General features: G+C 65.6%; 23 protein-coding genes. 9 read left to right on the forward strand and 14 right to left on the reverse strand.

Annotated features, from left to right (window positions below):
- Positions 1–87: 87 nt before the first annotated feature.
- Complete coding sequence (locus tag ACEN9K_RS14625) at positions 88–303, forward strand: helix-turn-helix domain-containing protein (RefSeq protein ID WP_018768505.1); 216 nt, start codon at positions 88–90, stop codon at positions 301–303.
- Between the two features lie 5 nt (positions 304–308).
- Here ACEN9K_RS14625 and ACEN9K_RS14630 read toward each other — a convergent pair whose 3' ends face one another.
- A complete protein-coding gene (locus tag ACEN9K_RS14630; RefSeq protein ID WP_018768506.1) occupies positions 309–878 on the reverse strand; it encodes a hypothetical protein in 570 nt (189 codons plus the stop codon).
- A 139-nt stretch (positions 879–1,017) separates the two neighbouring features.
- Between ACEN9K_RS14630 and ACEN9K_RS14635 the strand changes: the two genes are divergently transcribed.
- Both ACEN9K_RS14635 and ACEN9K_RS14640 read left to right on the forward strand, forming a co-directional pair.
- On the forward strand, positions 1,018–1,920 hold the full coding sequence (locus tag ACEN9K_RS14635) for a LysM peptidoglycan-binding domain-containing protein (RefSeq protein WP_495634592.1): 903 nt from the start codon (positions 1,018–1,020) through the stop codon (positions 1,918–1,920).
- A gap of 104 nt (positions 1,921–2,024) precedes the next feature.
- Positions 2,025–2,528, forward strand: coding sequence for an Rv3235 family protein (locus ACEN9K_RS14640; RefSeq protein WP_144599955.1), 504 nt, complete (start codon positions 2,025–2,027; stop codon positions 2,526–2,528).
- Positions 2,529–2,644: 116 nt separating this feature from the next.
- Here ACEN9K_RS14640 and secA read toward each other — a convergent pair whose 3' ends face one another.
- From secA to mtrA, 7 genes are all read right to left on the reverse strand, one after another.
- Entirely contained in the window at positions 2,645–5,386 is a 2,742-nt protein-coding gene (gene secA, locus ACEN9K_RS14645) for a preprotein translocase subunit SecA (RefSeq protein WP_056388091.1), read from the reverse strand.
- Positions 5,387–5,486: 100 nt separating this feature from the next.
- Positions 5,487–6,698: a winged helix-turn-helix domain-containing protein gene (locus ACEN9K_RS14650; protein WP_495634593.1), complete on the reverse strand. Its 1,212-nt coding sequence runs from the start codon at positions 6,696–6,698 to the stop codon at positions 5,487–5,489.
- Positions 6,699–6,730: 32 nt separating this feature from the next.
- The gene (gene hpf / locus ACEN9K_RS14655) at positions 6,731–7,456 is read right to left on the reverse strand and encodes a ribosome hibernation-promoting factor, HPF/YfiA family (RefSeq protein ID WP_026265659.1); all 726 of its coding nucleotides are present in this window, start codon (positions 7,454–7,456) and stop codon (positions 6,731–6,733) included.
- A 144-nt stretch (positions 7,457–7,600) separates the two neighbouring features.
- Complete coding sequence (locus ACEN9K_RS14660; protein WP_495634594.1) at positions 7,601–8,569, reverse strand: ComF family protein; 969 nt, start codon at positions 8,567–8,569, stop codon at positions 7,601–7,603.
- Positions 8,570–8,685: 116 nt separating this feature from the next.
- Positions 8,686–10,401: an LpqB family beta-propeller domain-containing protein gene (locus tag ACEN9K_RS14665; RefSeq protein ID WP_056388097.1), complete on the reverse strand. Its 1,716-nt coding sequence runs from the start codon at positions 10,399–10,401 to the stop codon at positions 8,686–8,688.
- Positions 10,398–12,170: an MtrAB system histidine kinase MtrB gene (mtrB, locus tag ACEN9K_RS14670; protein ID WP_235509711.1), complete on the reverse strand. Its 1,773-nt coding sequence runs from the start codon at positions 12,168–12,170 to the stop codon at positions 10,398–10,400. Before mtrB ends, ACEN9K_RS14665 begins: the two co-directional genes overlap by 4 nt.
- 127 nt (positions 12,171–12,297) lie before the next feature.
- Positions 12,298–12,972 (reverse strand): MtrAB system response regulator MtrA, encoded by a 675-nt coding sequence (gene mtrA, locus ACEN9K_RS14675; RefSeq protein ID WP_018768515.1) that lies wholly within the window; start codon positions 12,970–12,972, stop codon positions 12,298–12,300.
- Between the two features lie 182 nt (positions 12,973–13,154).
- Here mtrA and ACEN9K_RS14680 point away from each other — a divergent pair, with 182 nt between their 5' ends.
- Genes ACEN9K_RS14680 through ACEN9K_RS14705 form a run of 6 tightly spaced genes read left to right on the forward strand, consistent with a single transcriptional unit; the run spans position 13,155 to position 19,513 of the window.
- Positions 13,155–14,621, forward strand: a complete 1,467-nt coding sequence (locus ACEN9K_RS14680; protein WP_495634595.1) for a DUF7847 domain-containing protein — start codon at positions 13,155–13,157, stop codon at positions 14,619–14,621.
- Positions 14,611–15,249 carry a DUF4129 domain-containing protein gene (locus ACEN9K_RS14685; RefSeq protein WP_018768517.1) on the forward strand — a complete coding sequence of 213 codons (639 nt, stop codon included), beginning with the start codon at positions 14,611–14,613 and terminating at the stop codon, positions 15,247–15,249. The genes ACEN9K_RS14680 and ACEN9K_RS14685 overlap by 11 nt, the downstream gene beginning before the upstream one ends.
- Complete coding sequence (locus ACEN9K_RS14690; protein ID WP_495634596.1) at positions 15,246–16,472, forward strand: DUF4350 domain-containing protein; 1,227 nt, start codon at positions 15,246–15,248, stop codon at positions 16,470–16,472. Before ACEN9K_RS14685 ends, ACEN9K_RS14690 begins: the two co-directional genes overlap by 4 nt.
- On the forward strand, positions 16,469–17,464 hold the full coding sequence (locus ACEN9K_RS14695) for an AAA family ATPase (RefSeq protein ID WP_144599963.1): 996 nt from the start codon (positions 16,469–16,471) through the stop codon (positions 17,462–17,464). The genes ACEN9K_RS14690 and ACEN9K_RS14695 overlap by 4 nt, the downstream gene beginning before the upstream one ends.
- Entirely contained in the window at positions 17,464–18,756 is a 1,293-nt protein-coding gene (locus ACEN9K_RS14700) for a DUF58 domain-containing protein (protein WP_144599964.1), read from the forward strand. Before ACEN9K_RS14695 ends, ACEN9K_RS14700 begins: the two co-directional genes overlap by 1 nt.
- Before the next feature lie 43 nt (positions 18,757–18,799).
- Positions 18,800–19,513, forward strand: coding sequence for a DUF4166 domain-containing protein (locus ACEN9K_RS14705; RefSeq protein ID WP_056388107.1), 714 nt, complete (start codon positions 18,800–18,802; stop codon positions 19,511–19,513).
- A 2-nt stretch (positions 19,514–19,515) separates the two neighbouring features.
- On the opposite strand, the gene ACEN9K_RS14710 is transcribed toward ACEN9K_RS14705, so the two are convergent.
- The 6 genes from ACEN9K_RS14710 to ACEN9K_RS14735 all read right to left on the reverse strand — a co-directional run bounded on the left by ACEN9K_RS14710 (position 19,516) and on the right by ACEN9K_RS14735 (position 26,628).
- Complete coding sequence (locus tag ACEN9K_RS14710) at positions 19,516–20,523, reverse strand: uroporphyrinogen decarboxylase/cobalamine-independent methonine synthase family protein (protein WP_018768522.1); 1,008 nt, start codon at positions 20,521–20,523, stop codon at positions 19,516–19,518.
- A 74-nt stretch (positions 20,524–20,597) separates the two neighbouring features.
- Positions 20,598–21,005 carry a chorismate mutase gene (locus ACEN9K_RS14715; RefSeq protein ID WP_056388109.1) on the reverse strand — a complete coding sequence of 136 codons (408 nt, stop codon included), beginning with the start codon at positions 21,003–21,005 and terminating at the stop codon, positions 20,598–20,600.
- A gap of 97 nt (positions 21,006–21,102) precedes the next feature.
- Positions 21,103–22,818 (reverse strand): ABC transporter ATP-binding protein, encoded by a 1,716-nt coding sequence (locus ACEN9K_RS14720; protein ID WP_268003320.1) that lies wholly within the window; start codon positions 22,816–22,818, stop codon positions 21,103–21,105.
- Positions 22,815–23,816 (reverse strand): ABC transporter permease, encoded by a 1,002-nt coding sequence (locus tag ACEN9K_RS14725; RefSeq protein ID WP_018768525.1) that lies wholly within the window; start codon positions 23,814–23,816, stop codon positions 22,815–22,817. Before ACEN9K_RS14725 ends, ACEN9K_RS14720 begins: the two co-directional genes overlap by 4 nt.
- The gene (locus ACEN9K_RS14730; RefSeq protein ID WP_018768526.1) at positions 23,816–24,898 is read right to left on the reverse strand and encodes an ABC transporter permease; all 1,083 of its coding nucleotides are present in this window, start codon (positions 24,896–24,898) and stop codon (positions 23,816–23,818) included. Before ACEN9K_RS14730 ends, ACEN9K_RS14725 begins: the two co-directional genes overlap by 1 nt.
- A 95-nt stretch (positions 24,899–24,993) precedes the next feature.
- Positions 24,994–26,628 carry an ABC transporter substrate-binding protein gene (locus tag ACEN9K_RS14735; RefSeq protein WP_056388114.1) on the reverse strand — a complete coding sequence of 545 codons (1,635 nt, stop codon included), beginning with the start codon at positions 26,626–26,628 and terminating at the stop codon, positions 24,994–24,996.
- Positions 26,629–26,664: the final 36 nt, after the last annotated feature.

The following is a 26,664-nucleotide window of genomic DNA, read 5'->3' on the forward strand; positions in this document are numbered from 1 at the left end:
GCCCGGTGAACAAAAGTCATTTGTCTAAATGGCGCCAATCTGTGGATAACAGCCACAAAATGAGCCACTTGATGGCAAAATGGATACATGCCCAGGTTCCTCACACTCGCCGACGTCGCGGAGCAGCTCCAGATCAATTCCCCTGCCGCCTACGCCCTGGTCCGCAGCGGTGAGCTGAAGGCTATCCAGGTGGGTGGCCGCGGGCAATGGCGGGTCGAAGAGAAGATGCTGGAGCAGTACATCGAGGAACGCTACGCCGAGGCCAGCCGCATGATCCAGGAATCGCGCTCGAAGTCCGTCTGACGCCGCTAGCTCCCCCCGGGTTTGTATGACCTGATCATGGCCAGGGCCGTGAAAGGTATTGCTGAAACCTGGCCTACACTATGACCCCTCCGGGGCTCCCCGGTATTGACCATGGCCAGGTCGATGTAGTCCCTGCCAACACGGTCGATCACGCCTGCCAGCCTGCTGGTCCCGGCTCCACCACCAATCGTTACCGAGAGCTCCGCCCGGTCGCGCGCCAGGCCACGCAGGGCATGCGCCAATCCGATCGACCGGCGGACCGGTGAAGTCTCCGCCAATGCGTGCCTGCCCAGGCCAACGTAGCGTGCCGCCGCCGCATAGGGGATGAGCACCTGGTGCTGGCCTTCATCCAGGACCAGTGCATCCGCTCCAGCATGCGTCAGTTCCCCGTGCACCGTTTCGCCGCAAATGAGCTGAACACCGATCCGGTACCCAACAGCGGCGCGCAACCTGCCTTCAAGGGGCAGGCTCACCATTTCTGCCCGCGCGCGCTCGTTGACCTCACTGTCCAGCGCCAGCCGCTCAGCCTCCGCAAGCTGGCTTTCCATGTCATTGAAGAGTGCATCCCAGCGCATTCCGCCAGCGTAGGGTCCCCCTGTCCGGCCCGTCAATGCGCCGTCTTTTTCATTCCAACGTATGGACAAATACTTTGATCGCGGTCCAAACTGATTCAAACATCAATAAACAGCATCAACCGCTATCAAAGGAGTACTAATGGGCCGGGGAGACAGAATCCAATGGTCGGATGCCTGCATGGTCCTGGCCCTGTTAGTACTCGGCATTCTGCTCTGCTTCCTCGGAACGGGCCTGTTGTCCCAGTGGCAGGAATCCATGGCCCGGCACCAGGGCGAATCCGTGGACCTCCTCCTGGGTGGGACCACAGCGGCCACCGGCATTGGCCTTCTCCTCTGGTGGGGTGTCTCGATCCTGACCGCCGGGGCATCCGTTCTGCTGGAACGCCTGGGACGACGGCGGGCCGCAGCGGCCGCGCGGAGGCTCTCGCCCGCTTTCATGCGGAGGGCAGTTGTCGCGGCACTCTCAATACAACTTGCGTCAGGTGTCGCCGCACATGCGGCGGTCCTAAGCGCTCCCGGGCCCGAGTGGACGCCTACACAGGCACACGTGGCGTCGTCGGCTCCGTCAGACCCGGCGGCTCCCCAAGATGGTCCGCTGCCCACGGTCAGCGACAGCCCGGGCGGTGTGCGCGTTAAAAACCCGCCTCTCCCTGTTGCAGCAGCGCCAACCGGCCGGGAAGGGCCGTCGCCGGCATGGAATTCCATGACACCGCCCACCGTCACTCCGATCGACCCCGGTTGGCAGCCCGCTCCCCCTGTGGTGGAGCCCGGCCTGCTGGCCGGACCGGAAACCAGGACCGCGCCGGAGTGGGGCGGCAGTGGCCCTGGTGCCAATGGCAGGGGTGGCCCGGCAAAGGCAGTGACGGTCCTCGCGGGCGACACGCTGTGGGACATCGTAGCCACCCATTTGGGCCCGGAGGCATCGGATGTGGACATCGCTCTTGAATGGCCGCGCTGGTATGCCGCGAACCGTGCACTGATCGGTGGAAGCCCGGATGTCCTGCTTCCAGGCCAGATACTCCAGGCGCCGGCAGCGTTGTAGCCGCTGTCAGTGACCCACTCGCACCAATAACCGGTCAAAGCACCAACATCACGTCGAACCAGAAGCAAGCCTAATCACCAGTCACACCAACCAAGGGGAATGCCATGACCGCAGTGACACCTATCCGGGCCGTTGAAGGTCCGGCCACCGAGTCCAGGCAGGGAGGGGCCGGACCCGCAAAGCCGCTGCCTGTGTCGACGCCAACCCGCTCCGGCCAATCCACCGGGGCAACCCCTCCATCGCTGCGGCCAGTTAGCGAGGCTGCGGAGGTCAGGGCCATTACCCGCGGGACAGTTCAGGCTTCCATGGAGGTCCTGGCCGGAATCCGCCCCATCCAGCAGTTGGCGCGGCGCCTGGACCCGCGCTGCCTGGCATCGCTGCAGCACCGGGCAGCGCTGATCAGGCGCGAGCTCACCAGGACCGGCAATCCTGCATTGGCCCGGCTCCACCGGAATTCAACAGTCCGCTCCGTGCGGGTCTGTGAAGTGGCCGACGGAATCTACGAGGCCAGTGCTGTAGTGGTGGATGATGTGCGGGCCCGTGCCGTAGCTGTCCGGCTTGAGCGCAGCAAGCAGGTGTGGCGGGTTGTTGAACTTGTCATCGGCTGACCCGTCGAAATACCTGGGGCGTGCGGTGGTACGGAACAGGCGACGCGCAAACAGGGCAGGGACGCGTCCGTCCCTGCCCTGTTTGCCGCCGCCGGCGGGTACCTGCAGCTGTCCTGCTAGCGCTTCTTCTTTTTCGCGGGGCGTTTGGCTGCATCCTGGGCAGCTGCCTTGGCAGGATTGCCGGAGCGACCGCTTCCGGCGCGCGTTTCCACGCGTGTCTGGGTTCCTCCACTTTCCGAGGGAGCCGTGTACTGCAGCTGCGCAGGCTTCTCGGGGGCTTCGAGGCCGGCGGCGTGAACCTGGGGGTCAACGTGCTCGGTATGCCCGCCGGCGGCATCCTGTACTACTACATCCTGGGCGGGGGTTACTTCCACCTCAAGGTTGTAGAGGAATCCAACGCTTTCCTCGCGGATGGCTTCCATCATGCTTTGGAACATGGCGAAGCCCTCGCGCTGGTACTCCACCAGCGGATCGCGCTGTGCCATGGCGCGCAGGCCAATCCCTTCCTTCAGGTAGTCCATCTCGTAGAGGTGTTCCTGCCATTTGCGTCCGATGACGGACAGGACCACCCTGCGCTCGAGCTCGCGCATGCTTTCGGAGCCGATGACCTCCTCGCGGGCCTGGTACACCAGGCGGGCGTCAGAGAGGATTTCCTCCTTCAGCAGCTCCACGGTGACCCTGGACTTGCCCCCGGCTTCCTCGATGATGTCTTCCGCCGAAACGCTGACCGGGTAGAGCGTCTTGAGGTTGGTCCACAGCTGGTGGAAGTCCCAGTCGTCACCGTTCCCCTCCGCCGTTGCGGCGTCGATCAGCGCCGTAATGGTGTCTTCGATGAAGAACTGCACCTTCTCGTGCAGGTCATCGCCTTCAAGGATGCGCCGGCGGTCGCTGTAAATCGCTTCGCGCTGACGGTTCAGGACGTCGTCGTACTTCAGCACGTTCTTGCGCTGCTCGGCGTTCCGGCCTTCCACCTGGCCCTGCGCGGACGCGATGGCACGCGAGACAAGCTTGGATTCGAGCGCGACGTCGTCCGGGACCGAGCTGTTCATCAGACGTTCCGCGGCTCCCGAGTTGAAGAGCCGCATAAGGTCGTCTGTCAGCGAGAGGTAGAACCGGGATTCCCCGGGATCGCCCTGGCGGCCGGAACGGCCGCGGAGCTGGTTGTCGATGCGGCGTGACTCATGGCGCTCGGTGCCCAGGACATAGAGGCCCCCGAGGTCCAGGACTTCCTCGTGTTCGTCCTTCACGGACTGCTTGGCAGCTTCAAGTGCCGCAGGCCAGGCTGCCTCGTATTCTTCCGAGTTCTCCTCGGGGTCCAGCCCGCGCTTGGCAAGCTCGGCCACGGCGGTGAACTCCGCGTTGCCGCCGAGCATGATGTCGGTGCCGCGGCCGGCCATGTTGGTGGCCACGGTGACCGCGCCCTTCCGGCCCGCCTGGGCGACAATGGCGGCTTCGCGGGCGTGGTTCTTGGCGTTCAGGACTTCGTGCCGGATGCCTTCCTTGGCGAGCAGCTTGGACAGGTACTCGCTCTTCTCCACGCTGGTGGTGCCCACGAGGACAGGCTGGCCTTTTTCGTGGCGTTCGGCGATGTCCCGCACCACGGCGTCGAACTTGACAACCTCATTCTTGAATACGAGGTCCGGCTGGTCTATCCGCTGCATGTCCCGGTTGGTGGGGATGGCCACCACGCCGAGCTTGTACGTGCTCATGAACTCGGCCGCCTCAGTCTCGGCGGTGCCGGTCATGCCGGAAAGCTTGTCATACATGCGGAAGTAGTTCTGCAGGGTGACTGTGGCCAGGGTCTGGTTTTCCGCTTTGATCTCGACGCCTTCCTTGGCCTCGATCGCCTGGTGCATGCCTTCGTTGTAGCGTCGCCCGGCCAGGATGCGGCCGGTGTGCTCGTCAACGATCAGGACTTCGCCGTCCAGGATGACGTAGTCCTTGTCCCGCTTGAACAGTTCCTTGGCCTTGATGGCGTTATTCAGGAACCCGATCAGCGGCGTGTTCGCGGATTCGTACAGGTTGGAGATGCCAAGGTAGTCCTCGACCTTTTCGATTCCGCTCTCCAGGACGCCGACGGTGCGCTTCTTTTCATCGACTTCGTAGTCTTTCTCCGGCTGCAGCCGGAGCACCACTTTGGCGAACTCGCTGTACCAGCGGTTGGTGTCCCCCTGGGCAGGGCCGGAGATGATGAGCGGCGTACGCGCTTCATCGATAAGGATGGAGTCGACTTCGTCGACGATGGCGAAGTTGTGGCCGCGCTGGACCAGTTCGTTCCGGTCCCAGGCCATGTTGTCGCGCAGGTAGTCGAACCCGAACTCGTTGTTGGTTCCATAGGTGATGTCCGCGGCGTACTGCTGGCGGCGCACGGCAGGATCCTGGTTGGCGAGGATGACGCCGCTGGTCAGGCCGAGGAAGCGGTAGACACGGCCCATGAGTTCGGACTGGTATTCGGCCAGGTAATCGTTGACGGTGACCACGTGGACACCCTTGCCGGTGAGGGCGTTCAGGTAGGCGGGAGCGGTCGCCACCAGGGTCTTGCCTTCACCGGTTTTCATTTCAGCGATGTTCCCCAAATGCAGGGCAGCGCCGCCCATCAGCTGGACATCGAAGTGGCGCATCCCCAGGGTCCGCGAGGACGCTTCGCGCACGGCGGCAAAAGCCTCCGGAAGCAGGTCTTCGAGCTTTTCACCGTCCTGGTGGCGTTCGCGGAGACGGTCAGTCTCCTCACGCAACTCTGCGTCGGTAAAGGTCTTGAATGAGTCTTCGAGGGCGTTGATGGAATCGGCATAGTTCCGCAGCTGCCGGAGTGTTTTCTTGTCACCCGTGCGGAGAATTTTTTCGATAAGTGATGCCACGTGAAGATGCTCCCAGTCTGATGCCGCCGAATTCTGGCGTGTTCAGTCTACGGGAGAGACACGCGGCCGGTGCCCCCTTTTCCCTGAGAGCGGATACTCCTTACAGCCGTGCCAGCTCATGGGCAAGCCTTGCAGCGAGGTCTCCTGCCGGCCCCACTTCCACATCCGGCAGGCCAAGCCACTGGCTCATCAGCCTCAGCTCGGCAGCGAGTTCGACGGCGGTGTCCGCGGGTGCGTCCGGCTCGGCAAACGCGGCTCTCACCAGCAGACGGCCACCCGTCCGGTCCGCCTTCAAGTCAACCCTGGCCACCATCCTGTCGCGCAGCAGGAACGGCAGGACGTAATAGCCGTAGCGCCGTTTGGGCTCCGGGGTGTAGATCTCGATCCGGTAATGGAAGCCGAACAGTTCCAGCAGGCGCCGGCGTTCAAAGACCATGGAATCAAACGGGCTCAACAGGGCCCGGCCGGTGGCACGCCGCGGCAGTACAGCCTCAACATGCCGGAACACGTCCCTCCCCCACCCCGGCACGTTGACCGGTTCCAGCCTGCCCTGCTCCACCAAGTGCGCAACGGCGAGCGCCGTTGCCTTGACGGGCGTCCGGAAGTAGTCGGCGAAGCAGCGGATGCTTCCGATCCCATGCGCCCGGGCCGCCGCTTCGGTCAGCCGGCGGAGCGCAGCTGTTGGGTCGACTTCCCCACCTGCTTCGGCAGGGTGTGGGAGGACTTTGGCTGTCAGCGTGTACCTGCGCTCGAATTGCCCGGTCCTCGAGGCTGCCGATACCAGCCCTTCTTCGAAGAGGTGTTCAAGGACCCGTTTCACCGCGTTCCAGTTCCACCCCCAGTCGGTTGTCTGTTTTTCCTCAACGTGGCCAATCCGGGCGGTCAGTTCGGAGGCCGTCATGGGCCGGGACCTGGCCAGGACCGCCAGGATCCGGTCTGCGACGTCGTTGCGGAGCCCGGGATCCAGCCGGGAGGCGCCCACCCAGGAGCGCTTTTGCCACAGCAGCAGATCCTGGTAATGCTCCGGCCGGATGTAGCTCGCTTCGTGTGCCCAGTACTCCAGCATCCGGCGGGGGTGGCTGGCAGACATGCGCTGCAGGATGTCCCGGTCATAGTTGCCAAGGCGGGAATAGAAGGGCAGGAAATGGCTGCGGACCAGGACGTTCACGGAGTCGATCTGGACGAGCTGGAGGCGGGCAAAAGTACGGCCCACCGCCCGTGCTGTCACGGGGCCGGTGGGCCGTACTTTATGGAGTCCCTGCGCTGCCAATGCGATCCGCCGTGCCTGGTGAAGGCTCAGCGTTGCTGACAATTCAGTCCTCTCTGCTGGTGGTTTGGTCCACCCTAAGCGTTGGCGGCGGCGTCGTCGGAGCGGTAGGCAAGAATCTTTTCCTCCACCACGGTGTCTCCCGGCTCGCATTCATGGTCCAGCGTAATGACCCCATAGGTCCAGCCACGGCGGCGGTACACGACGGAGGGCGTGTTGGTCGCTTTGTCCACGAAGAGATAGAAGTCGTGGCCCACAAGCTCCATATTGTCTACGGCGTCGTCGAGGGAGAGGGATGCGGCGGGAAAGACCTTGCGCCGGATCAGCACCGGTGAGTTTCCGGCCGGGATGTCGTTGTCAACATCGTACGGCGATTTGTCTTCGGGGGCTGCCACCGCTTCATTCCGGTGGTTGGCCTCAAGATACAGCGGTTCATGGGCACTGGCGGGCTCGAGTGAGGCGGTGGCCTCACGGACAGCCTTGGGAGTGTGGCGGCCGTGGTGGACCTTCTTGCGGTCCTTGGCCCGCCGGAGCCGCTCAAGCAGTTTGTTGTAGGCGAGGTCAAAGGCAGCAAACTTGTCTGCGGCGCTTGCTTCGGCACGGATTACGGGTCCGCGGCCCAGGACTGTCACCTCGACGGTCAGCTGGTCGCCGGTCTGCCGGGCATTGGTCTCCTTGGAGACTTTCGCGTCGACCCGCTGGACTTTGTCGCCCAGCGATTCAATTTTCGCGATCTTTTCCCCGGCATACTCGCGGAACCGGTCTGAAACTGTCAGATTTCGTCCGCTGATCATAAACTCCATGGTGCCCTCCAAATGACTTCGGTGACACGACGGCGGCGCTTCCCTGGGCCGGGCTGTGTGACAGTCGAGCCCCTCTCCGAGCCGCCATCGAAAGGTACATTCTGTTCTTGGTACCCACCTCAGACGTTAGTTCATAGCCACCCGTTATTCATCCTTTCCCGGTTTATTTTTTTCTAAGTCATGCGGGCTTTCACGCGGCGCGGCGGCCCGGCAGCCCGGCTGCTGGGTATCGGGCGGGCGTGTCGCGGCAAGCACGACGGCGCCCCTCACCACAGCGCCGGCCAGGTGCAGTGCGCGGGCTGCTTCGCCCACCGTGGCACCGGTTGTGAGGACGTCATCAACGATGATGCAGGGGCGCCCTGCCACCTTTGCCCGGGCCCCGGGCTTGACCCGCATGGACCCCCGGACGCGCTGGGAACGGGCTCCCCTCCCCAGGCCTTTTTGGCCGGCCACACCTCTTCCGCTGCCGGATCCGCGGGTGCCGGGGAGGACGGGGCCAGGCCTTGGAGTCTTGCCCAGCACATCCGCGACGTCGAGCCCTGGATGCTGCCGTGCCGCCGACTTCAGGAGCAGGTGGACCGGGCTGAAGCCCCGGCTGACGTAGGCCGGCGTGCTGGTGGGCACGGGGACCAGGAGGCATCGGCCGGGGCCAGGGACGGCGGCCCTGACTGCACATGCGAGCGCCCGGCCAAGGCTTCTGCCAAGCTGAGGCTGGCCGTGCCGTTTGAACGACAGCAGTCCCTGCGCCAGCTCGTCCCGGTACACCCCCGCTGCAACGACGGGAAGCACGACGGAGCCGGCGACATCCATAAGGGCCGGAGCTCCGCTTTCGGCCCGGAATGGCTGCCTGGTCAGCTGGCGGATGCGGCTGGCACAGGATGGGCACAGGGTGCTGTCTTCGGCCCCGCAGCAGACACAGTCCACAGGGACGGCCAGGGCGAGCAGATCCGCCACGGCGCCGGCCAGCCAGTCGGCAAGGCGAAGGAGGGCGGCCGCGTGTTCACCCCGGTGCAGCGCCGCCCAGGGCGGGGGCGGTTGAAGGTCCGGATCCACCCTCCGGGTCCCCCGGTGGCCGGAACCGGCCGCGCCGTTCCTGCGGATGAGCCGTTTCATGGTTCCACTGTCGCCTGAAGCCCAGTCACAGTTGGAGGGCCAGCCCGGGCTATGTGCATAAGGCAGGCCCCATCGGGACGGCGGAGGCAGAACCTGGCGATACCGCCAACAGGGTGTCAGCCGGGAAACGCGGGGTCGATAGGGCCCTTGATCTGCGGGGACCAGCCATTGCCGAGGCGCTGGAAGATCCCTTCCCCGGACTGGACATAAATGTCGTCGGCGCCATTCCCGGCACTGATGGCTACCAGGCCCGGCCACGGGGCAAGCTGCTGCGGCTGGCCGGAGGTGAGGGACAGGAGCTCCGGTGTGACGTTGGAACCCGAAGCCCCCTTCATGACGGCAACGGTAATGCCATTCACCCACACCCCTTGATCAGGGTCGGTGCCGGATACCAGGGTGACGGGCGCGGTCAGTTCGCGCGGCGTACCGTCGGCGGCGCGGATCATGCCTGTCACCTGCACCTTGGACTTCCCGTTCTGTTCGGATATGACCAGGGCGCGCACACCGTCGCGTGAGACGCGGAATTCCTTGACCGTGCGGCCGGCAAGCCAGGAGGGTGCCAGCGTCACGGACGGAACGGCGGCGCCCTCTGCCACTCCGGTGGGATGGAAAGCCACTACTTCCGTGGCTCCGGTGGCACCGGGTCCGGCCGTCCATACCCAGTCGGAGACACTGAAGGACGGGCGGGTGAGGGTGCTCCGGGTAGTCAAGGCGCGCGCAGGCTGGCCGGGATTGATGCTGTACAGCGTGGTGCGGCCTTCATTGAGGAAGGCAGCCGTCTGTGACACCGGGGATTCCGCCGGATAGCGGGGGTTGAGCGCAGACACCGGCTGCATGTCAGGCAACGGCGAGACGCGGTTGTTTTCATAGCGCACCAGTTCGTTGCCGCTGATGGCGATCTGGCGTGAGGGCACGGTCCTGTCCAGCACCGGAGGAAGAACGGACCCGTTGTCCTCCACCCGGACCAGGTCCTGGTTGGCACGGAGTTCAACATTGACCACGTCAGGCTGGCTGCGGAACGTCAGGGTCAGCTGCATCTGCATGCGGAGCCGGTCCTCCGCCGATGTTTCCGTCAGCTCCTTGGCTGTCAGGTCCACCTGTGCGGCCCCGGACACCACCGGCACGGATTCCCGGGCGAGCTTGATCCCGGAAGGGAAGGCACTGGCGACGGCGCCGCGCAGGTACGGGGCGGGCCCGGCCAGCAGGGCACTGGTCATTGCTTTGACCGTCTTGTTCTTCAGGAACCAGCGGACGTCCGGGATGGCATAGGTGAAGGTGGGGTCGTAAAAGTAGATGGGGTAGGCACCGTAGATCACCTTGAACGTTTCCTCGGCAATGGCGGTCCCGTCGGGAATCGCCGAAATCCGCCACTCTCCATCCACCTGGGTCACCGTCACCGGGATGCGCTCCACGGTTCCCGGCGGCGACTGGGTGGCTATGCCGTCGGCGTCCACCGTGTAGGACACATCGAGCTCGTAGTTGAAGACGTTTTCCGTGCCCGTGGGCACAACGCGCGCCTCCCGGTATACCAGCGCGCGTTTGTCCGGTTTCCAGGACACAGCCGAGGCCTGCGTCAGGTACTGGCGGGCCACCGCATAGTCGTCCTCGTAGCCACTGCCTGCCCGGTAGAAGTAGTCGATGATGGTCTCGGGTGATGCCCCGGGCTGCGGCGCTGCCGGGAGGAACACGGGAGCGCTGACGTTGCCGGCGCTGCTTTCGCTGCTTTTTCCCACCGGACCGGACGTGGGGATCCGTGCGCAGCCGGACAAGAGGACGATCAGCAGGGCAAGCAGTGCCGCCGGGTACTTCGCCAGGCGCACGGTGGCCCTCATGGTGTCTCCTCGGGCGCGCGCACCGGAGCAGGCCGGGCCGCTCCCGCCTGCAGCACCAGCATGTTTTTGTAGTCCTGTTCCGCGGGAACGCTCCCCGGCGCTCCGGGATTGGTGACGTCCTTTGGCTCCAGCTGGACGGGCGACTCGCTGATGCCACCGTCCTGGCGCAAGGGAAGGGTCAAACGGAAGTTGGCGCCGTCGCCTTTCCTGCCCCAGGCCTGCAGCCAGCCGTGGTGCAGCTTCGTATCCTCCATGGCGATGGACAATCCCAGCCCGCTGCCGCCCGTGGTGCGTGCGCGGGCAGGGTCGGCTCGCCAGAACCTGTCGAAAACCCTGGCGGCCTGTGCCTGGTCCATCCCGATCCCGTGGTCGCGGACAGCAACGCCCACGGCAGTTTCATTGACCGCGACCGTGACGGCCACCGGCTTGCCCTCACCGTGCTCCACCGCGTTCAGGATCAGGTTCCGCAGGATCCTGTCGATGCGCCGGGCGTCCATCTCCACCACCACGGCGCCCTCGGGAGCGGTCAGGACAATCTCCGAACCGTATTCAGCCGCCACCGGCGCGGCGCCTTCAATGACGTGGGAGATCACTTGGAGAAGGTCCTCGGGTTCAGCATCCAGCACGGCCACGCCGGCGTCGAAGCGGCTGATTTCGAGGAGGTCGGAGAGGAGGGACTGGAACCGCTCCACCTGGTTGTACAGGAGCTCTGCGGACCGCTTGTTGATGGGGTCGAAGTCATCGCGGGCGTCGTACAGGACCTCTGCCGCCATGCGCACGGTTGTGAGCGGCGTCCGGAGCTCGTGCGACACATCGGACACGAAGCGCTGCTGCATCTGGGAGAGCGTCGCCAGCTGGGTGATCTGCTCCTGCAGGCTGGCGGCCATGTGGTTAAAGGAAGCGCCAAGGCGGGCCACCTCGTCCTCCCCCTTGACCACCATGCGCTCCTGCAGCTGCCCGGCGGCGAGCTTCTCCGAGACCATCGCGGCATGGCTGACCGGGCTCACCACGTTGCGGGTGACGTACCAGGCGACAGCGCCAATCAGGAGGACCAGCACCGCACCGCCGGCCCACAGGACGCTTTGGATCTCGTTAAGCGTCTGCTGCGCTGTGTTCAGGTCGTAGATCAGGTAAAGCTCGTAGACAGTGCCGTTGAAGGTCACCTTGTTGCCGACCGCGATCCCCGGCCGGTCCTCGGTGCCCACGGGGATGACGGTGGAAGCCCAGTACTGGTCCTTCCCCGACTGCTGGACGGCCTTGCGCAGCTCAGGGGGAATGACGCTGACCGTGAGTTGGTCGGATGCCCGCGACTCAACCCACCGGTTGCGGGGCTTGGTCTGCTCCGGCATCGCCTCGAAGACGTACCGGCGCTGGATCACTGAGCCCCGGCCCTCCACCGCGTTCAGGGTGTCGTAGACCAGGGTGATGACGCTGGACTGGTCGGTGACCTGGGCGCCGTCGAACGTTTCCTGGACCTGCTTGACGTTGTAGCGGGTCTCGGACTCCGCCTGCGTCAGCCGCTCCTGGAACAGGTTGTTGGCAATCTGGTTGGACAGATAGGCACCGACCACGGCGAACGAGGTCACGGCGAGCATCAGGGTGGTGAGAACGGTGCGGAATTGAATGGACCGGCGCCAGCGCCGCTGCAAGGCCCGCCCAAGGTACCGCAGACCGGGAAGGAAGCGCCGGACTCCCGTCCGGACGAGCCGGGCGACGCGGAGCGCCACAATCAGGGCACGCCGCTGCCAGATCCTTGCCCGGAACGCCATGTGCCGCAGCCCGGGAGTGGCGGCGTCGCCGGCTTCCGGCACGTCCTGGACGGCGCCGTCCTGTTTCACGGCATCCGCGGAGTCCGGGGTTGGGCGCTGATCCGGTTCCCCGTCCTGCGCGGCGGGGTCAGACCCCTGCTTTATAGCCGACACCACGCACCGTCAATACGACTTCCGGAGCTTCCGGGTCCTGCTCGATCTTGGACCGCAGGCGCTGGACATGGACGTTGACAAGCCGGGTGTCAGCGGCGTGGCGGTAGCCCCAGACCTGCTCCAGCAGCAGTTCCCGGGTAAAGACCTGCCAAGGCTTGCGGGCCAGCGCCACCAGGAGGTCGAACTCCAGCGGCGTCAGGGAGATCCGCTCATTGCCCCGGCTGACCGTGTGCCCGGCGACGTCGATGGTGATGTCCGCGATGCGCAGCGTTTCGGGCGCTTTCTGGTCCCCCGGGCGAAGGCGGGCACGCACGCGTGCCACCAGCTCGGCAGGCTTGAACGGCTTAGGCACGTAGTCGTCAGCCCCGGATTCCAGCCCGCGGACGACGTCTGAGGTATCGGACTTGGCGGTCAGCATGACGATGGGCACGTCCGACTCGCCGCGGATCTGGCGGCAGACCTCGATGCCATCCATACCGGGAAGCATGAGATCGAGCAGGACCAGGTCCGGCCGCGATGACCGGAACACGTCCAGGGCCTGGGCGCCGTCGGCGCAAAAGACCGGCTCGAAGCCGTCATTACGGAGGACAATTCCAATCATCTCGGCCAGCGCTTCGTCATCATCTACCACCAGAATGCGTGCCTTCATAGCTATATATTCCCTTATCGGGATGGGTTTGTCCTGTTGAGCGGCTTCCGGCATGGCGGGGCACTAGGCCGTCCGGCGCCGGAACTATAGTCTTGGGGTCATGCCCCGCGTGGCCGGTGCGCCCTTTTGCCGGGTGCATTTCCGGCGCAGGAGCAGGCGGACTGGTATTGGGGGAGGAATCAGTGTCACCACAGGAGTCGGGGCCCGGGGAGCCGGCGCAGGAGCAGCCAGGCGTTGGACACGACGACGTCGGGCCGGCTTCCGCAGGCGGGCCCGGGCCGGTGCCGCCCGCCCGGGAACAGCAGTGGGACCAGCCCTGGACGCCGCCCGAGGGCCGGCAAGCAGGCCCCTGGCCGGGAACCGAGCCGCGGCAGCAACCGCAGTGGCAACAGCAGCCCGGACAGCACCCGCCCCGAAATGCCCCGTACCCTGAAGCCCCGTACCCTGGCGCCCCGTCCCCCGGAGCTTTCCCATCCGGCGGCCAGTCCTACGGGACCCCGGGATACAGCGGCCAGCCTTACGGCGGACCCCCAGATATCCGGTCGCCGTATTCCGGCGGTTCCTACGGCGCCTGGCCCTCAGCGCAGCCCAGGTATGCAGCCCCGCCCAAACCCGGGATCATTCCGTTGCGGCCGTTGTTGTTCGGGGAGGTCCTGGACGGTTCCTTCCAGGCCATCAGGCGCAACGCCAAGGCGATGCTCGGCGCCGGCCTCCTGGCGCAGTCCCTGTCAGCCATCCTCGCGGCGGTGCTAACGGGAGTTTTCGCGACGTCGTCAGGGTCCATCGAAGCCTGGGCCCGGACGGCGAGCAACACCGATATCGCTTCCCTGGGATTCGGGCTGATGGCCACCTTCGTCCTGCTGTCCATCCTGTCCGTCTTCATCACCGTTGTCCTCCAAGGTGCCATGGTGGTCCCGGTGGCCCGGTCCGTCCTTAACCAGCCCACCGGCTTCCGGCGCATGCTGTCGTTGGCGCGTCCAAGGTTTGGGTCACTGATCAGGTTGGCGGCGCTGCTGGTTGCAGCCGTGCTGGCCACGGCGATCGTTTTCGTCGCCGTCGTCGTGCTCCTGTTCTCCAACGTGCGTGGCGCGGGAGCCCTGCTGGTCATCCCCCTGATGCTGGCCTTCGGCGCCGGGTTCCTCTGGGTGGCGGTCAAGCTCATGGTGGCGCCCGCCGCCGTCGTTATCGAAGAACTCGGGGCGTTTGCCGGCCTTCGCCGGTCCTGGAAACTGACCAGGGGCAACTGGTGGCGGATCTTTGGCATCACCCTGGTGGTGGGGATCCTGGTGGCCGTCATCACCCAGGTGGTCCTGATCCCGGCCAGCATCCTGCCAACGGTCCTCTCCGGGGTGGTCTCGCCGCACGGCGGCAGCGGGCAGGAAGCAACGCTCGCCGTGGCCGTCGGCATCTTCACCGCGGTGGTCGGTGCCCTGGTGGGCGCGGTCGGTTACGCCTTCCAGACGTCAGTCATGGCGTTGCTCTACATGGACCTGCGGATGCGCCGGGACGGCCTGGACATTGCGCTGCTGCACCAATTGGAGAACGGCGCTGATCCTGACGGCATCCCGGGCCGGGGCGCGCACCCCGGCAACAACCGCCCGTATCCCGGATATGGAGCCCCGCCTGGAGCCTGGCCTTATGGCGGCTGAGCCACCCGTGCGTCCGGGTGCCGGGGAGGCACGGCGCTGGGCGGAGGAGGAATTGGCCAAACGGGAGTACCGTGATGCCGCCCCCTCATGGCTCGGCACCCTGTGGCGGAACTTCCTGGACTGGCTGCAGTCCCTGGACGGCTCCCAGGGAGACGCTGCCCCGGTGCCAAGCCCCGTCATCGCCCTCGTTATTGCCGCCATCATCGCGGCTGCCGTCATCCTGGCCCGCCCCCGCCTGCACGCCCGGTCCCGGCAGGCCAGGGACGTCTTCGAACGGGAACCCACCCTTGGTGCCACCGACTACCGGGCCCGTGCGGAAGCGGCGGCCGCCGCCGGAAAGTGGGGGGACGCCGTCGTCGACCGCTTCCGCGCGGTGGTCCGGAGTGCGGAGGACCGGGCCATCCTGGACCCGCAGCCCGGCCGCACTGCCGACGAAGCGGCCCGGGCCTTGTCCGTTCCGTTCAACAGCCAGTCCGGGCGCCTTGCCCGGGCAGCGGCCACTTTCGACGGGGTCCGCTACGGAAACAGGGCGGCCGACAGCGGGGACTACCGGCAGATGGTGGAGCTTGATACCGCCTTGGACGCCATGAAGCCCGCCACCGCCGGCACTGCGGCGGTGACGCCGTGACCGGCCTTCCCGCCATCGGCGAGAAACCCCGGGACGCGGGCAGGGAACCGGACGGTGGCAAGCAACCGGCCACCGGATCCGTGGCTGACAACCGGAGGATTCGGGGTTGGCTGCGGCGGCACCGCGGCCTGACCGCGGCGGCAATGGTGGTGGCTGCGGGGCTGGCACTTGTCGTGGGCACGCAACTCGCTCCGAAGGGTGACGCCGTTCCCCTCTCGGTCCACAATGCCGCGCCGGAAGGGGCCAGGGCGCTGGCGCAGATCCTGGGCCGGCACGGGGTTTCCGTTCACACACCGGGCCGGTTCGATGCAGCGCTGGCGGACCTGCGCTCCGGCTCCTCCCCCACCCTCCTGCTCTACGACAGGAACGGCATCCTGGGTGCGCAGCAGCTGGCCGACCTGAGAGCGGAGGCAGACCGGGTGGTGGTGCTCTCCCCACGGCTGGAGACGCTCACCGCCCTTGACAGCGGCATCCACCAGGCCGGCGTTGTTCCCGATGCCTTCCCGGTCCTTGATGCCGGGTGTTCCCACCCTGACGCGGAAGCTGCGGGACAGATCACGGGACAGGGAGGATTTGTGTACGACGGCAGCACGTCCTGTTTCCGGACAGCAGGAACCGCCGGAATGCTTGCCATCAGCGGCGATGGCCGCCTGGCCGTGCTGGGCAGCACGGCCGTCCTGGGCAACGGGAGGCTGGACGAACTGGGAAACGCCGCGCTTGCCACCAGGTTGCTCGGCGCGTCGCCTGACCTGGTCTGGTACTTGCCCTCGATTGAGGACGCAGCATCCAACGGATCCGGGAAAACCCTCGATGACATTGCTCCGGCCTGGGCCCGCTTCCTGGGCCCCTGGCTGCTCCTGGTGGCGGTGACGGCCGTCGTGTGGCGGGGCCGGCGGCACGGGCCGCTCGTATTCGAGCCGTTGCCGGTGGTGGTCAAGGCTGTTGAGACGGCCGAGGGACGTGCCCGGCTCTACCAGGACGCGCGCGCCATCGACCAGGCACGGGACAACCTCCGGGCCGGCCTGCTGGTCCGGTTGTCCGGGAAGCTGCGGATGGGACCAGGCGCCACCGCCGAGGACACGATTTCGGCAGCAGCCCGGATCCTGAACCGGGACGCCACTGAAGTCCGCACGCTGATCAACGAACGCCCCGCAACCGAGGCCCGGCTGGTTGCCTGGTCGCAGGCCTTGGACAAACTCGAGAAAGAGGTCAAGATCCGATGAGCGAACAGAGCAGTGGCCAGCGGGTCCTTAATACGGTTGACGACGACGGCGCTCGGCAGGCGCTGCTTGCGGTCCGCCGGGAGGTGGCCAAGGCGGTGGTGGGGCAGGATGCCACCGTCACCGGCCTCCTGATTGCACTGCTTTCCCAGGGGCATGTGCTGCTGGAGGGCGTCCCCGGGGTTGCAAAGACCCTGCTGGTCCGGGCGTTGTCCTCCGCGCTGAGCCTGGACACCAAGCGGGTGCAGTTCACCCCCGACCTCATGCCGGGTGACGTCACCGGTTCCCTGGTCTACGACTCGCACACCTCCGAGTTCAGCTTCCGGGAAGGACCGGTCTTCACCAACCTCCTGCTGGCGGACGAGATCAACCGGACTCCTCCAAAGACCCAGGCTTCACTCCTCGAAGCCATGGAAGAGCGGCAGGTGTCTGTGGACGGCGTCTCCCGGCGGCTGCCCTCGCCATTCCTGGTGGCGGCCACCCAGAACCCCGTGGAGTACGAGGGGACCTATTCCCTGCCTGAGGCACAGCTGGACCGGTTCCTGCTGAAGCTCACCATGCCGCTGCCTGAACGCAGGGATGAGATAGAAGTCATCCGCCGCCACGCCGCCGGGTTCGATCCGCGGGACCTGGCTGCGGCCGGCGTCCGGGCGGTGGCCGGCGCGGAGGACCTTGAACGGGCTCGGGAGGCAGTGGGCCGGGTGGCGGTGGAACCGGAAATTATCGGCTACATCGTTGACCTGGTGCGCGCCACCCGGTCAGCGCCTTCGTTCCAGCTTGGCGTCTCACCGCGTGGCGCCACCGCCCTGCTGAACACGTCGAGGTCGTGGGCGTGGCTCTCCGGCCGTCCTTTCGTGACCCCGGACGACGTCAAGGCGCTGGCTTTGCCCTGTTTGCGGCACCGGGTGGCGCTGCAGCCCGAAGCGCAGATGGACGGGGTCCGGGTGGACGACGTCCTGGGCAGCATCCTGGCCGCCGTCCCCGTTCCGCGCTGATGGCCATCTCCGGGCGCTTCGTGGCAGTGGCGCTGGTGGGACTTGTACCGGTACTGCTGTTCCCGGAATGGCTGACGGTCCTGGCCACGATCGCGGTGCTTGTGGGACTGCTGGGGGCCGACCTGCTGGTGGCGGCGCCACTCCGGCAGGTCAATCTGGTGCGTGCCGAACCGGAGAACGTAACCCTGAACAATACGGTGGAGGCGGCGCTCACCATCCGTAACGGCGGCAGCAGGCGGCTTCGGGGATCGTTCCGGGACGGGTGGCAACCTTCCGCCGGTGCCCGGAACCCCGTCCAGGATATTGATGTCCCGGCCGGGGAAGGCAGGCGGTTCGCGGTTCGGCTCCGGCCGGTCCGGCGGGGTGACCTCTCAGCGCCGCATGTGACGCTTCGGTCTTTTGGTCCGCTGCACCTGGCAGCCCGCCAGCGGACCATTGACTGTCCGGGCTCGGTGCGGGTGCTGCCGCCCTTCCATTCCCGACGCCACCTGCCGTCAAAGCTGCGGAAGCTGCGTGAACTTGATGGGAAGGCGGCAGTCCAGGTCCGGGGCGCGGGCACCGAGTTCGATTCCCTGCGGGACTATGTCCGCGGTGACGACGTACGCTCCATCGACTGGCGCGCCACTGCCCGGCGCTCCTCCGTGGTGGTCCGGACCTGGCGCCCGGAACGGGACCGGCGCGTGGTGATGGTCCTGGATACGTCCCGTACCGCCGCAGCAAGGATCGTGGACGAATCGCGCCTGGACACCGGGATAGAGGCTGCGCTCCTTCTGGGTGTCCTGGCCGAACGGGGTGGCGACCGGGTGGACTTGGTAGCCTTCGACCGCAGGGTCCGGGCGCGGGCGGGCTCTGCCGGGCAGGGCAATATCCTGGGCCGGCTGGTCCAGGCCATGGCTCCGCTTGAGGCCGAGCTGATTGAGATGGATTGGCCTGCGGTCCCGGCCCAGGTCCGTGCTGTTTCGGCGCACCGGTCGCTGGTGGTGCTGTTGACGTCGCTGGACAGCGGGGCGCCGGAGGAGGGCCTGCTTCCCGTGGCGGAGCGGCTGGCGAGCCAGCATGTCGTGGTGGTGGCGGCTGTCCGCGACCCGCAGCTGGGCGCCATGCTCCGGGAACGGAACGATGCCACGGCGGTGTTCCGCGCGGCCGCGGCCGAGCGCGCCCTCCTGCAGCGGGCGGCGGTCTCAGCCGAGCTGCGCCGCTACGGGGTGGAAGTGGTGGACGCCGAGCCCCACGAGTTGCCGCCCCGGCTGGCGGACATGTACATCCGGCTCAAGGCTGCCGGTAGATTGTGAATCCGGAGGCTATCGTCTCCCCCGGCAACAGGAGGTCCACTTCATGAACGTCCCGATCTACCAGCAGGCCCTGGGCCGGGAATTCTCCCGGCTGCAGCCCGAGCTCCAGGAGTACTTCTCGCTGGTCCCGGGATCCGGCCAGTACGGCGTAGGGGAAGGAACGTTCGACGTCGTGGGGTGCCGCCAGCGGTGGCTGCGCCCTTTGCTGCGGGTCACCGGGGGCGAAGAGGCCTTCTTCCCCGAGTACGGGGAGAACGTTCCGTTCCGGATCGAGAACCACGCCCACCAGGATCCGTTCGGCCGTTCCAGCCTTACCGCCCGGCGCGAGATCCGGTTCCCGGCGCGCACCCGGCTTTTCCAGGACACCACGAGCGTCACCAACCGGGGTGGCACCACCCAGCTGGTGGACTACGTGGGCAGGTACCGGCGCCTGGTGACCGACCTGAACCTGAGCGTCACCGCTGCCGGAAGGCTGCGCGGTGTCTCAGAGGCGTCGCGGCTCTTCCTGGGCCCGCTCCGGGTCCCGCTTCCGGCAGGCCTGGACGCCAAGGCGTACGCCGAACAGTGGTGGGATCCCGCGGAAGGAAGCAACGGGCGGCACCGCATCCAGGTGAAGGTCATCCAGCCGCAGATCGGCCTGGTGCTGGTGTACGCGGGCGCCTTCGATTACCGGCTGCGGCCCTACACTGGCGGCAGTTCCGCCCAAAGCTTCCTGCCCCGCTACGCCCAGCCGGACCGCTGGGAGAACAGGGTGTAGCCCTATCCCAGTGCCTGCTGGTTCAGGCCGTCGGCCACCTGGATCAGCCGGCCCAGGACGGCGGTGGCCTGCGCAGGTGTGTGGCCTGCCAGTCCTGCTGAAGGCGTCACCCGGATGGCGCCAAGCAGCGACGGCGGAAGACCCAGCTGGCGCCACGGACGCCATACTGACTCCACGCAGTCGGCGACCCTGGGCAGCGGGGCGCCGGCGGGGACGTCCAGCGCACCGGCCCAGAACTGTTTCCCTGACTCCAGTGCTGCGGCAAGCTGTTCCCACTGGCGGTTGGTCAGTGCCTTGAGCGGCAGGGCGACGCCGTCCGCACCGGCCGCCAGGACCAGCTCGATCGGCGCTTCGATTTCAGGACATGAGACAACAACCTCAGCGGCACCGGCCGAGCGGAGGGCGTCCAGGACCAGGCGCCAGGATTCGCGCGCTTCCGATGCCGGCACTGCGCGGAGGGTGCGGTAACCGCTCGCCGTGGGTATGGTTCCGGCCAGCACGGCGGCGATGGCGGGCTCGTCCACCTGCACCACCAGGCGTGCACCCGGTACGGCCGCAGCAACCCGGCGAAGGTAACCGCCGACGCCCGCGGCAAGGGACGCGGCCACGTCCCGGCGGGCTCCGTAGTCCAGGAGGGCGCGCTCCCCGTTATGCAAGTGCAGGCCGGCGGCAAGGCTGAGCGGCCCCACCAGCTGCACCTTGAGTTCACCCGCCGACACGTCCTCGCCCCCGGCGACGTCGGCGAGGACATTCAGGTCGGTGGACAGCGCCGACACGGCACGCTGCATGTCCTTGCCGGGGCGGTCAACAAGCCGCCATCCGTAGGGCTGGACGTCCACCGCCAGCTCTTCCAGGAACGAGGCCGTACGGCCCAGGGCGTCTGAGCCGACACCGCGGTCGGGCAGTTCGGCGAGGAATGGCAGGTGCGGGCTGCCGAGCTCGCCGCGGATGATCCGGGCGGCTTCCAGCGGGTCCTCGCCCGGCCACGGTCCCAGTCCGGTGGCCGTCACTTCCCTGGCTGTGACCTCCTGGAAGGGAGCCGCGGCCGGACGCGGGGCTGGGCCCCTTTGGTGCTGTTCCCGGCTCACGCCAGTGCGGAAGTCTGCGGCTGCTGGCCCGACGAGGCCTGGTGGTCCTCGGCGATGGCCTCGTGATGGCGGATCACCTCGCCGATGATGAAGTTGAGGAACTTCTCTGCGAATGCCGGGTCAAGGTGGGCGTCCTCGGCGAGGCGTCGCAGCCTCGCGATCTGGGCTGCTTCACGTCCTGGGTCGCCGGCCGGAAGGCGGTGTGTTGCCTTCAGGAAGCCCACTTTTTGCGTGGCCTTGAATCGCTCGGCCAGGAGGTACACCAGGGTGGCATCAATGTTGTCGATGCTGGAGCGGATGGACAGCAGTTCAGCCATCACCGAATCGTCCACGTGGCCAGCCAGTGAGCTGGCGGAGGGATCAAAATCGTCGGAGCCAGGAGTGCTGGGGTTGTGCTGCGTCATGGCTCCAGTCTATGGGAGCCGACGGAATCGACGCGGGTGTGAAGCGCCGGTGCGGCCGTCCGCCGGCACCGGCGCCCCACACTGCGGGCCTGGAGGGTCAGATGCCCAGGAGTGCCCGGTGCTCCTCCCGGCGTTTGGCCTGTTCGGCCGGGTCCGGCACGGGCAGGGAGGCGATCAGCCGGCGCGTGTAGTCATGCTGGGGGTTCCCCATGACCTGGCTTCCGATCCCCTGCTCCACCAGCTTGCCCTTGTACAGCACGCCCACCCACGAGGACAGGATGTCCACTACAGCCAGGTCATGGCTGATGAACAGGCAGCCGAAGCCGAACTCCTCCTGGATGTCCCTGAACAGCTCCAGGACCTTTGCCTGCACCGAAACGTCCAGGGCCGACGTCGGCTCATCCGCTATCAGCAGCCGCGGGTTCAGGCTCAGCGCCCGCGCCAGTGATGCCCGCTGCCGCTGGCCGCCGGACAGTTCGTGCGGGTAACGGGCCGCGTACGACGCCGGCAGCTGGACTGATTCGAGCAGCTCACCGACGCGTTTCCGCGCCTGGGCCGGGCTTGGATTTGTGTGGATGACCATAGGTTCGGCGATGCATTCCCCGATGGTCAGCTGCGGGTTAAAGGAGGCGGCGGGGTCCTGGAACACGAAGCCGATGTCCTTGCGGAGCGGCTTGAAAGTGCGTTCGCGAAGGTTGAGCATCTCATAGCCCAGCACCTTCAGGCTGCCGCCGGTGGTCCGGTTGAGCCCGGCGATCGCCCGCCCGATGGTGGTCTTGCCGGACCCCGATTCGCCCACCAGGCCGAAAACCTCACCCCTGGACAGGGTGAAGCTGACGCCGTCCACGGCCTTGAAGGCGGGGGTGCCGAGCCGCCCCGGATACTCGATGACCAGGTTGTCAGCAGCCACAAGGACTTCCTCATCCTGGTGGCGCCGTTCGGTAAGGCCTGCGGACGCGGAATTCCGGCCCAGGTGCGGGACTGCAGCCAGGAGCTTGCGGGTGTAGTCCTGGCGGGGTTCAGCGAACAACGTCTTCGCCGGGGCTTCCTCCACAACGTCGCCCTGGTACATCACCACCACGCGGTCCGCCAGGTCAGCCACCACGCCCATGTTGTGCGTGATCAGCACTATGGACGTGCCGTACTTGTCGCGAAGGTCTCGCAGCAGCTCCAGGATCTCGGCCTGGACGGTGACGTCGAGGGCGGTGGTGGGCTCGTCGGCGACAATCAGTCCGGGGTTCAGCGCCAGCGCGGCGGCGATCACCACACGCTGCTTCTGCCCTCCGGAGAACTGGTGCGGGTAATAGTTGACGCGGTGTTCCGGGTCAGGGATGCCCACCTTGCGGAGCGCCTCGATTGCCCGTGCTTTGGCCTCCTTTGCCGAGACGCGGCCTCCGCCATCCACGGCGGCGTGGGCGCGAATCCCCTCGGCGATCTGCCAGCCCACTGTGAATACGGGGTTCAGGGCCGTGGACGGCTCCTGGAACACCATGGCCACATCCCGGCCGCGGATCTGCCGCAGCCGGTGCGGACTGAGGCTGATGATGTTGGTGCCGTTGATCAGGACCGCGCCGGAACTCGTGGCGGTTTCCGGGAGCAGGCCCAGGATGGTTTTGGCCGTGACGGTCTTGCCGGAGCCGGACTCCCCCACGATGGCAAGGACCTCACCCTTCCTGACGTTGAGGCTCACGTCCTTGACTGCGTGGACGTCGCCTGCGTCCGTGGCGAACGTGACCTGCAGGTGGTCGATGTCGAGCACGTGCTGGCCGGCGTCGGGCTGGTGTACCGGCGACGATTCGATGTTGCCTGTCATGAATTCCTCACTTCTGCAGCGATGGCCTCATTGGCCACCGGGGCCGGCGCCGTGCCGCCGGCACGCTTGCGTCCGCGCAGGCGCGGGTCGTTCAGGTCATTAATGCTCTCCCCGACCAAGGTGAGTCCGACGACCGTCAGGACTATGGCCAAGCCAGGGAACACACCGGTCCACCAGATGCCCGAGGAGGCATCGGAAAGTGCCTTGTTCAGGTCAAATCCCCATTCCGCAGCGGAGCTCGGCTCAATGCCAAAGCCCAGGAAGCCCAGCCCTGCCAAGGTCAGGATGGCTTCCGATGCGTTGAGGGTGAAGATCAATGGCAGGGTCCTGGTGGCGTTGGCGAAAATGTGCCGGCCGATGATCCTGGCGCTGGAGGCACCTACCACCTGGGCGGATTCCACGAACGGTTCGGCTTTCAGCCGTATGGTTTCGGCACGTATCACCCGGAAGTACTGCGGGACAAACACTGCGGTGATCGCCAGCCCGCAGGCGAGGATTCCACCCCAGAATCCGGACTGCCCCTTATTGATCGCGATGGACATAACGATCGCTACGAGGAGGGTCGGAAAGGCATAGATGGCATCAGCAACCACCACAAGAACCCGGTCCAGCCAGCCACCAATGTAGCCACTGACGAGCCCCAGAAATACCCCGAGGAAGATTGACATCACGACAGCGGCCACAAGCACCGCTGCGGCTGTCTGTGATCCCCAGATCACGCGTGACAGGACGTCGTAGCCTCCAACAGTCGTCCCCCATGGGTGCTTGCCACCGGGTTCCGCCTGGGCCGGAAACGAGCCTGCTTCATCGGAAATCTGGGAGAAACCATAGGGCGCCAGCAGCGGCGCGAAAACAGCAGCCACCACAAAAACAACACAAAGCACGACGCCGATCAGCAGCATCGTGCGCTGCAGGCCAACGCTTTGGCGGATGTGGGACGCCACCGGCAGGCGGTCGAGCAGCGGCTTTTTGGGATGGGGCAGGGCTTCGTTATTCATCAGTACCTCACCCGCGGATCAATCAGGGCGGCAGCAATGTCCACCACGAAATTGGTGACCGCAACGATGACGGCCAGAAGCATGACTATCCCCTGGACCGCAACAAAGTCACGCGCCGTCAGGTACTGCGCCAGCTGATACCCAAGGCCCTTCCACTCAAAAGTGGTTTCCGTCAGCACCGCGCCGCCGAGCATCAAGGCGATCTGCAGGCCCATAACGGTGATGATGGGGATCAGGGCCGGCTTGTAGGCATGCTTTGTCACAAGCCGGAATTCGCTGACTCCACGGGAGCGGCCGGCCTCAACATAATCCTTGCCCAGGGTGCCAATGACGTTGGTGCGGACCAGGCGCAGGAAAACACCGGCTGTAAGCAGGCCGAGGGCGACGGCAGGCAGAACCGCGTGGTGGACGATGTCGCCAAAAGCTGCCAGGTCACCGCTGCGCAGGGCGTCCAGCCAGTAGATCCGGCTGGGCGCTGCCAGCCTGCCCATCGCCAGTTCCGTTGTGGTGGATGCACGGCCCGCGACGGGGAACCAGCCCAAGCCTACGGAAAAGACCAGCTTCAGCAGCAGACCTGCGAAGAAGACAGGAGTGGCGTAGCAAAGAATGGCAAACAACCGCAGGAGGGCGTCCGGAACCTTATCGCGTTTGTGGGCGGCAAACATCCCCAGCGGAATCCCCACCAGCAGCGCCACGATCAAGGCATTGATGCTCAGTTCCAGCGTGGCGGCCCCGAAAGTGGTCAGCATCTCGATGACGGGCCGCCCGTCTGAGATGGTCCTTCCGAAGTTGCCTGTGGCGATGTTGCCAAGGTACTCGACGTACTGAATGAACAGGCTCCGGTCATAACCAGCCTGGTGGATCAACGCATCAATCTGCTCCTGCGGCAGGCGTCCGCCTTGGGATGCGGTGATGGGATCGCCAGTGATCCGCATCAGGAAGAAGACCAGGGTGACGAGGATGAAGATCGTCGGAAAGATAAGCAGGAAGCGGATCAGGATGTATCTCCCGAGGCCACCTCCGGCGGATTTGGATTTGGGCGGCGCTACCGTTGGCGGCGGCGCATCGATCATTGTGGCCATGCTGTCCCTGCTTGGTAAGAAAACGAAAGATGTGGGGCCAACAGTTAGGAGGCGGAGCCGCGCAGGCCCCACCTCCTAAGCTGGCGGATTGGTGATTACTTGGAAACGGTCCCGAGCCTGAACTTGAAGGATGCGTCCAATGTGGAATCCACGCCCTTCACGTTTTTCCCTGAAACGGCCACCTGGGCTCCCTGCAGCAGCGGCAGGGTGGAAATGTCCTTGGCCAGTTGGTTTTGAATGTCCTGGATAGTCTTAACACGCTCCGATTTGTCGGCAGTGACCAACTGCTTGGCAATCAGCGCTTCGACGTCGGTGTTGGAGTAGTGGTTGTTGAAGAAGCCGCCCTTAGGGAAGAAGGGGGTCAGGTAGTTGTCCGCATCACTGAAGTCCGGGAACCAGCCAAGCTGGAAGACGGGGTAGCTGTCCTTCTTCGATGCCGAGTTGTAGGTGACCCACTCGGTGGACTGCAGATCTACGGTAAAGAGGCCGCTCTTCTCCAATTGGTCCTTGACCATGGCATATTCGTCACCCGAGGACTTGCCATAGTGGTCCGGGTTGTACTGCAGTTTGAGATTGACCGGACCGCTGATGCCGGCGTCGCTGAGGACCTTCTTCGCCTTGTCCAGGCTCGGCTTGCCGCTTCCGTCGCCGTACGCCTGCTTGAAGGATTCGTTGGCGCCGAGGAAACCGGACGGAACATTGGACCACATGGGCAGATAGGTGCCCTTGTAGACCTGGTCGGAAATGGCCTGGCGGTCAACGAGGTTGGCCATGGCCTGCCGCACGGCCAGCGCCTTCTTAGGATCTGCTTCGGGAGTCTTGGCGCCGAAGGGCATGGTGTCGAAGTTGAAGACGATGTACCGCATCTCGCCGCCGGGGCCGACGTTGACCTTGACGTTGGAGTCCTTTTTGAGGTCGTCAATGTCCGTGGCGCTGAGGCTGCGGTTGGCAACGTCGATCTGCCCACCCTTGACTTCCAGCTTCATGTTGGTCTGGTCGGTGTAGTACTTAATGGTGGCGCCGGAATTGGCCGGTTTGCCGAGGACACCGTTGTAATCGGGCCAAGCCGTGAGGCTCACCAGCGTGTTCTTGTTGTAGGAGTCGATAACGTACTGGCCGTGGAAGGCCTTGGCCTTGACGATCTCCTCGTCACTGAGGAGTTTGTCCGCCGGGAAGACTTCATCGTCGACAATGGGGGCCGCGGGACTTTGCAGGATCTGGGTGAAGGTCTGATCGTTGGCCTGCTTGAGGGTGAACACCACTGTGGTGGCATCCGGGGTGGCAATGGACTGGATGTTGGTCAGCAGGGATGCAGGCCCGTTGGGATCAGCGATCTTGACCTGGCGGTCGAACGAAAACTTCACGTCTTTGGAGTCCAGTACGTGCCCATTGGCCCATTTAAGGCCGCTCTTCATCTTGACCGTGAATTCCGTGGGTTTAGTAAAGGAACCCGATTCGGCCAGGTCCGGTGCAGGTTCGGCGCCGCCGGGCTTGGAGTTCATCAGGAAGGAGTAGATCTGGTTCATCACCATGAACGAACCGTTGTCGTACGACCCCGCCGGGTCCAGGGCAGTGACTTTGTCGGTGGTGCCGTAAGCAATGATGCTGCCTGCACTTCCCGATGCTGTGCTGCTTCCGCCTCCGGACGGGCCTGTGCAGGCCGTCATTGCCAGCGCGGAAATGCCTGCCAGCGCGATCGCGCCATGCAGGGCTTTGTTGCTCTTCGTCATCTGTGAGCTTTCTGTCCGATGAGAACGTGCGCTCCG

This window comes from Pseudarthrobacter sp. Pseusp20, assembly GCF_059492155.1.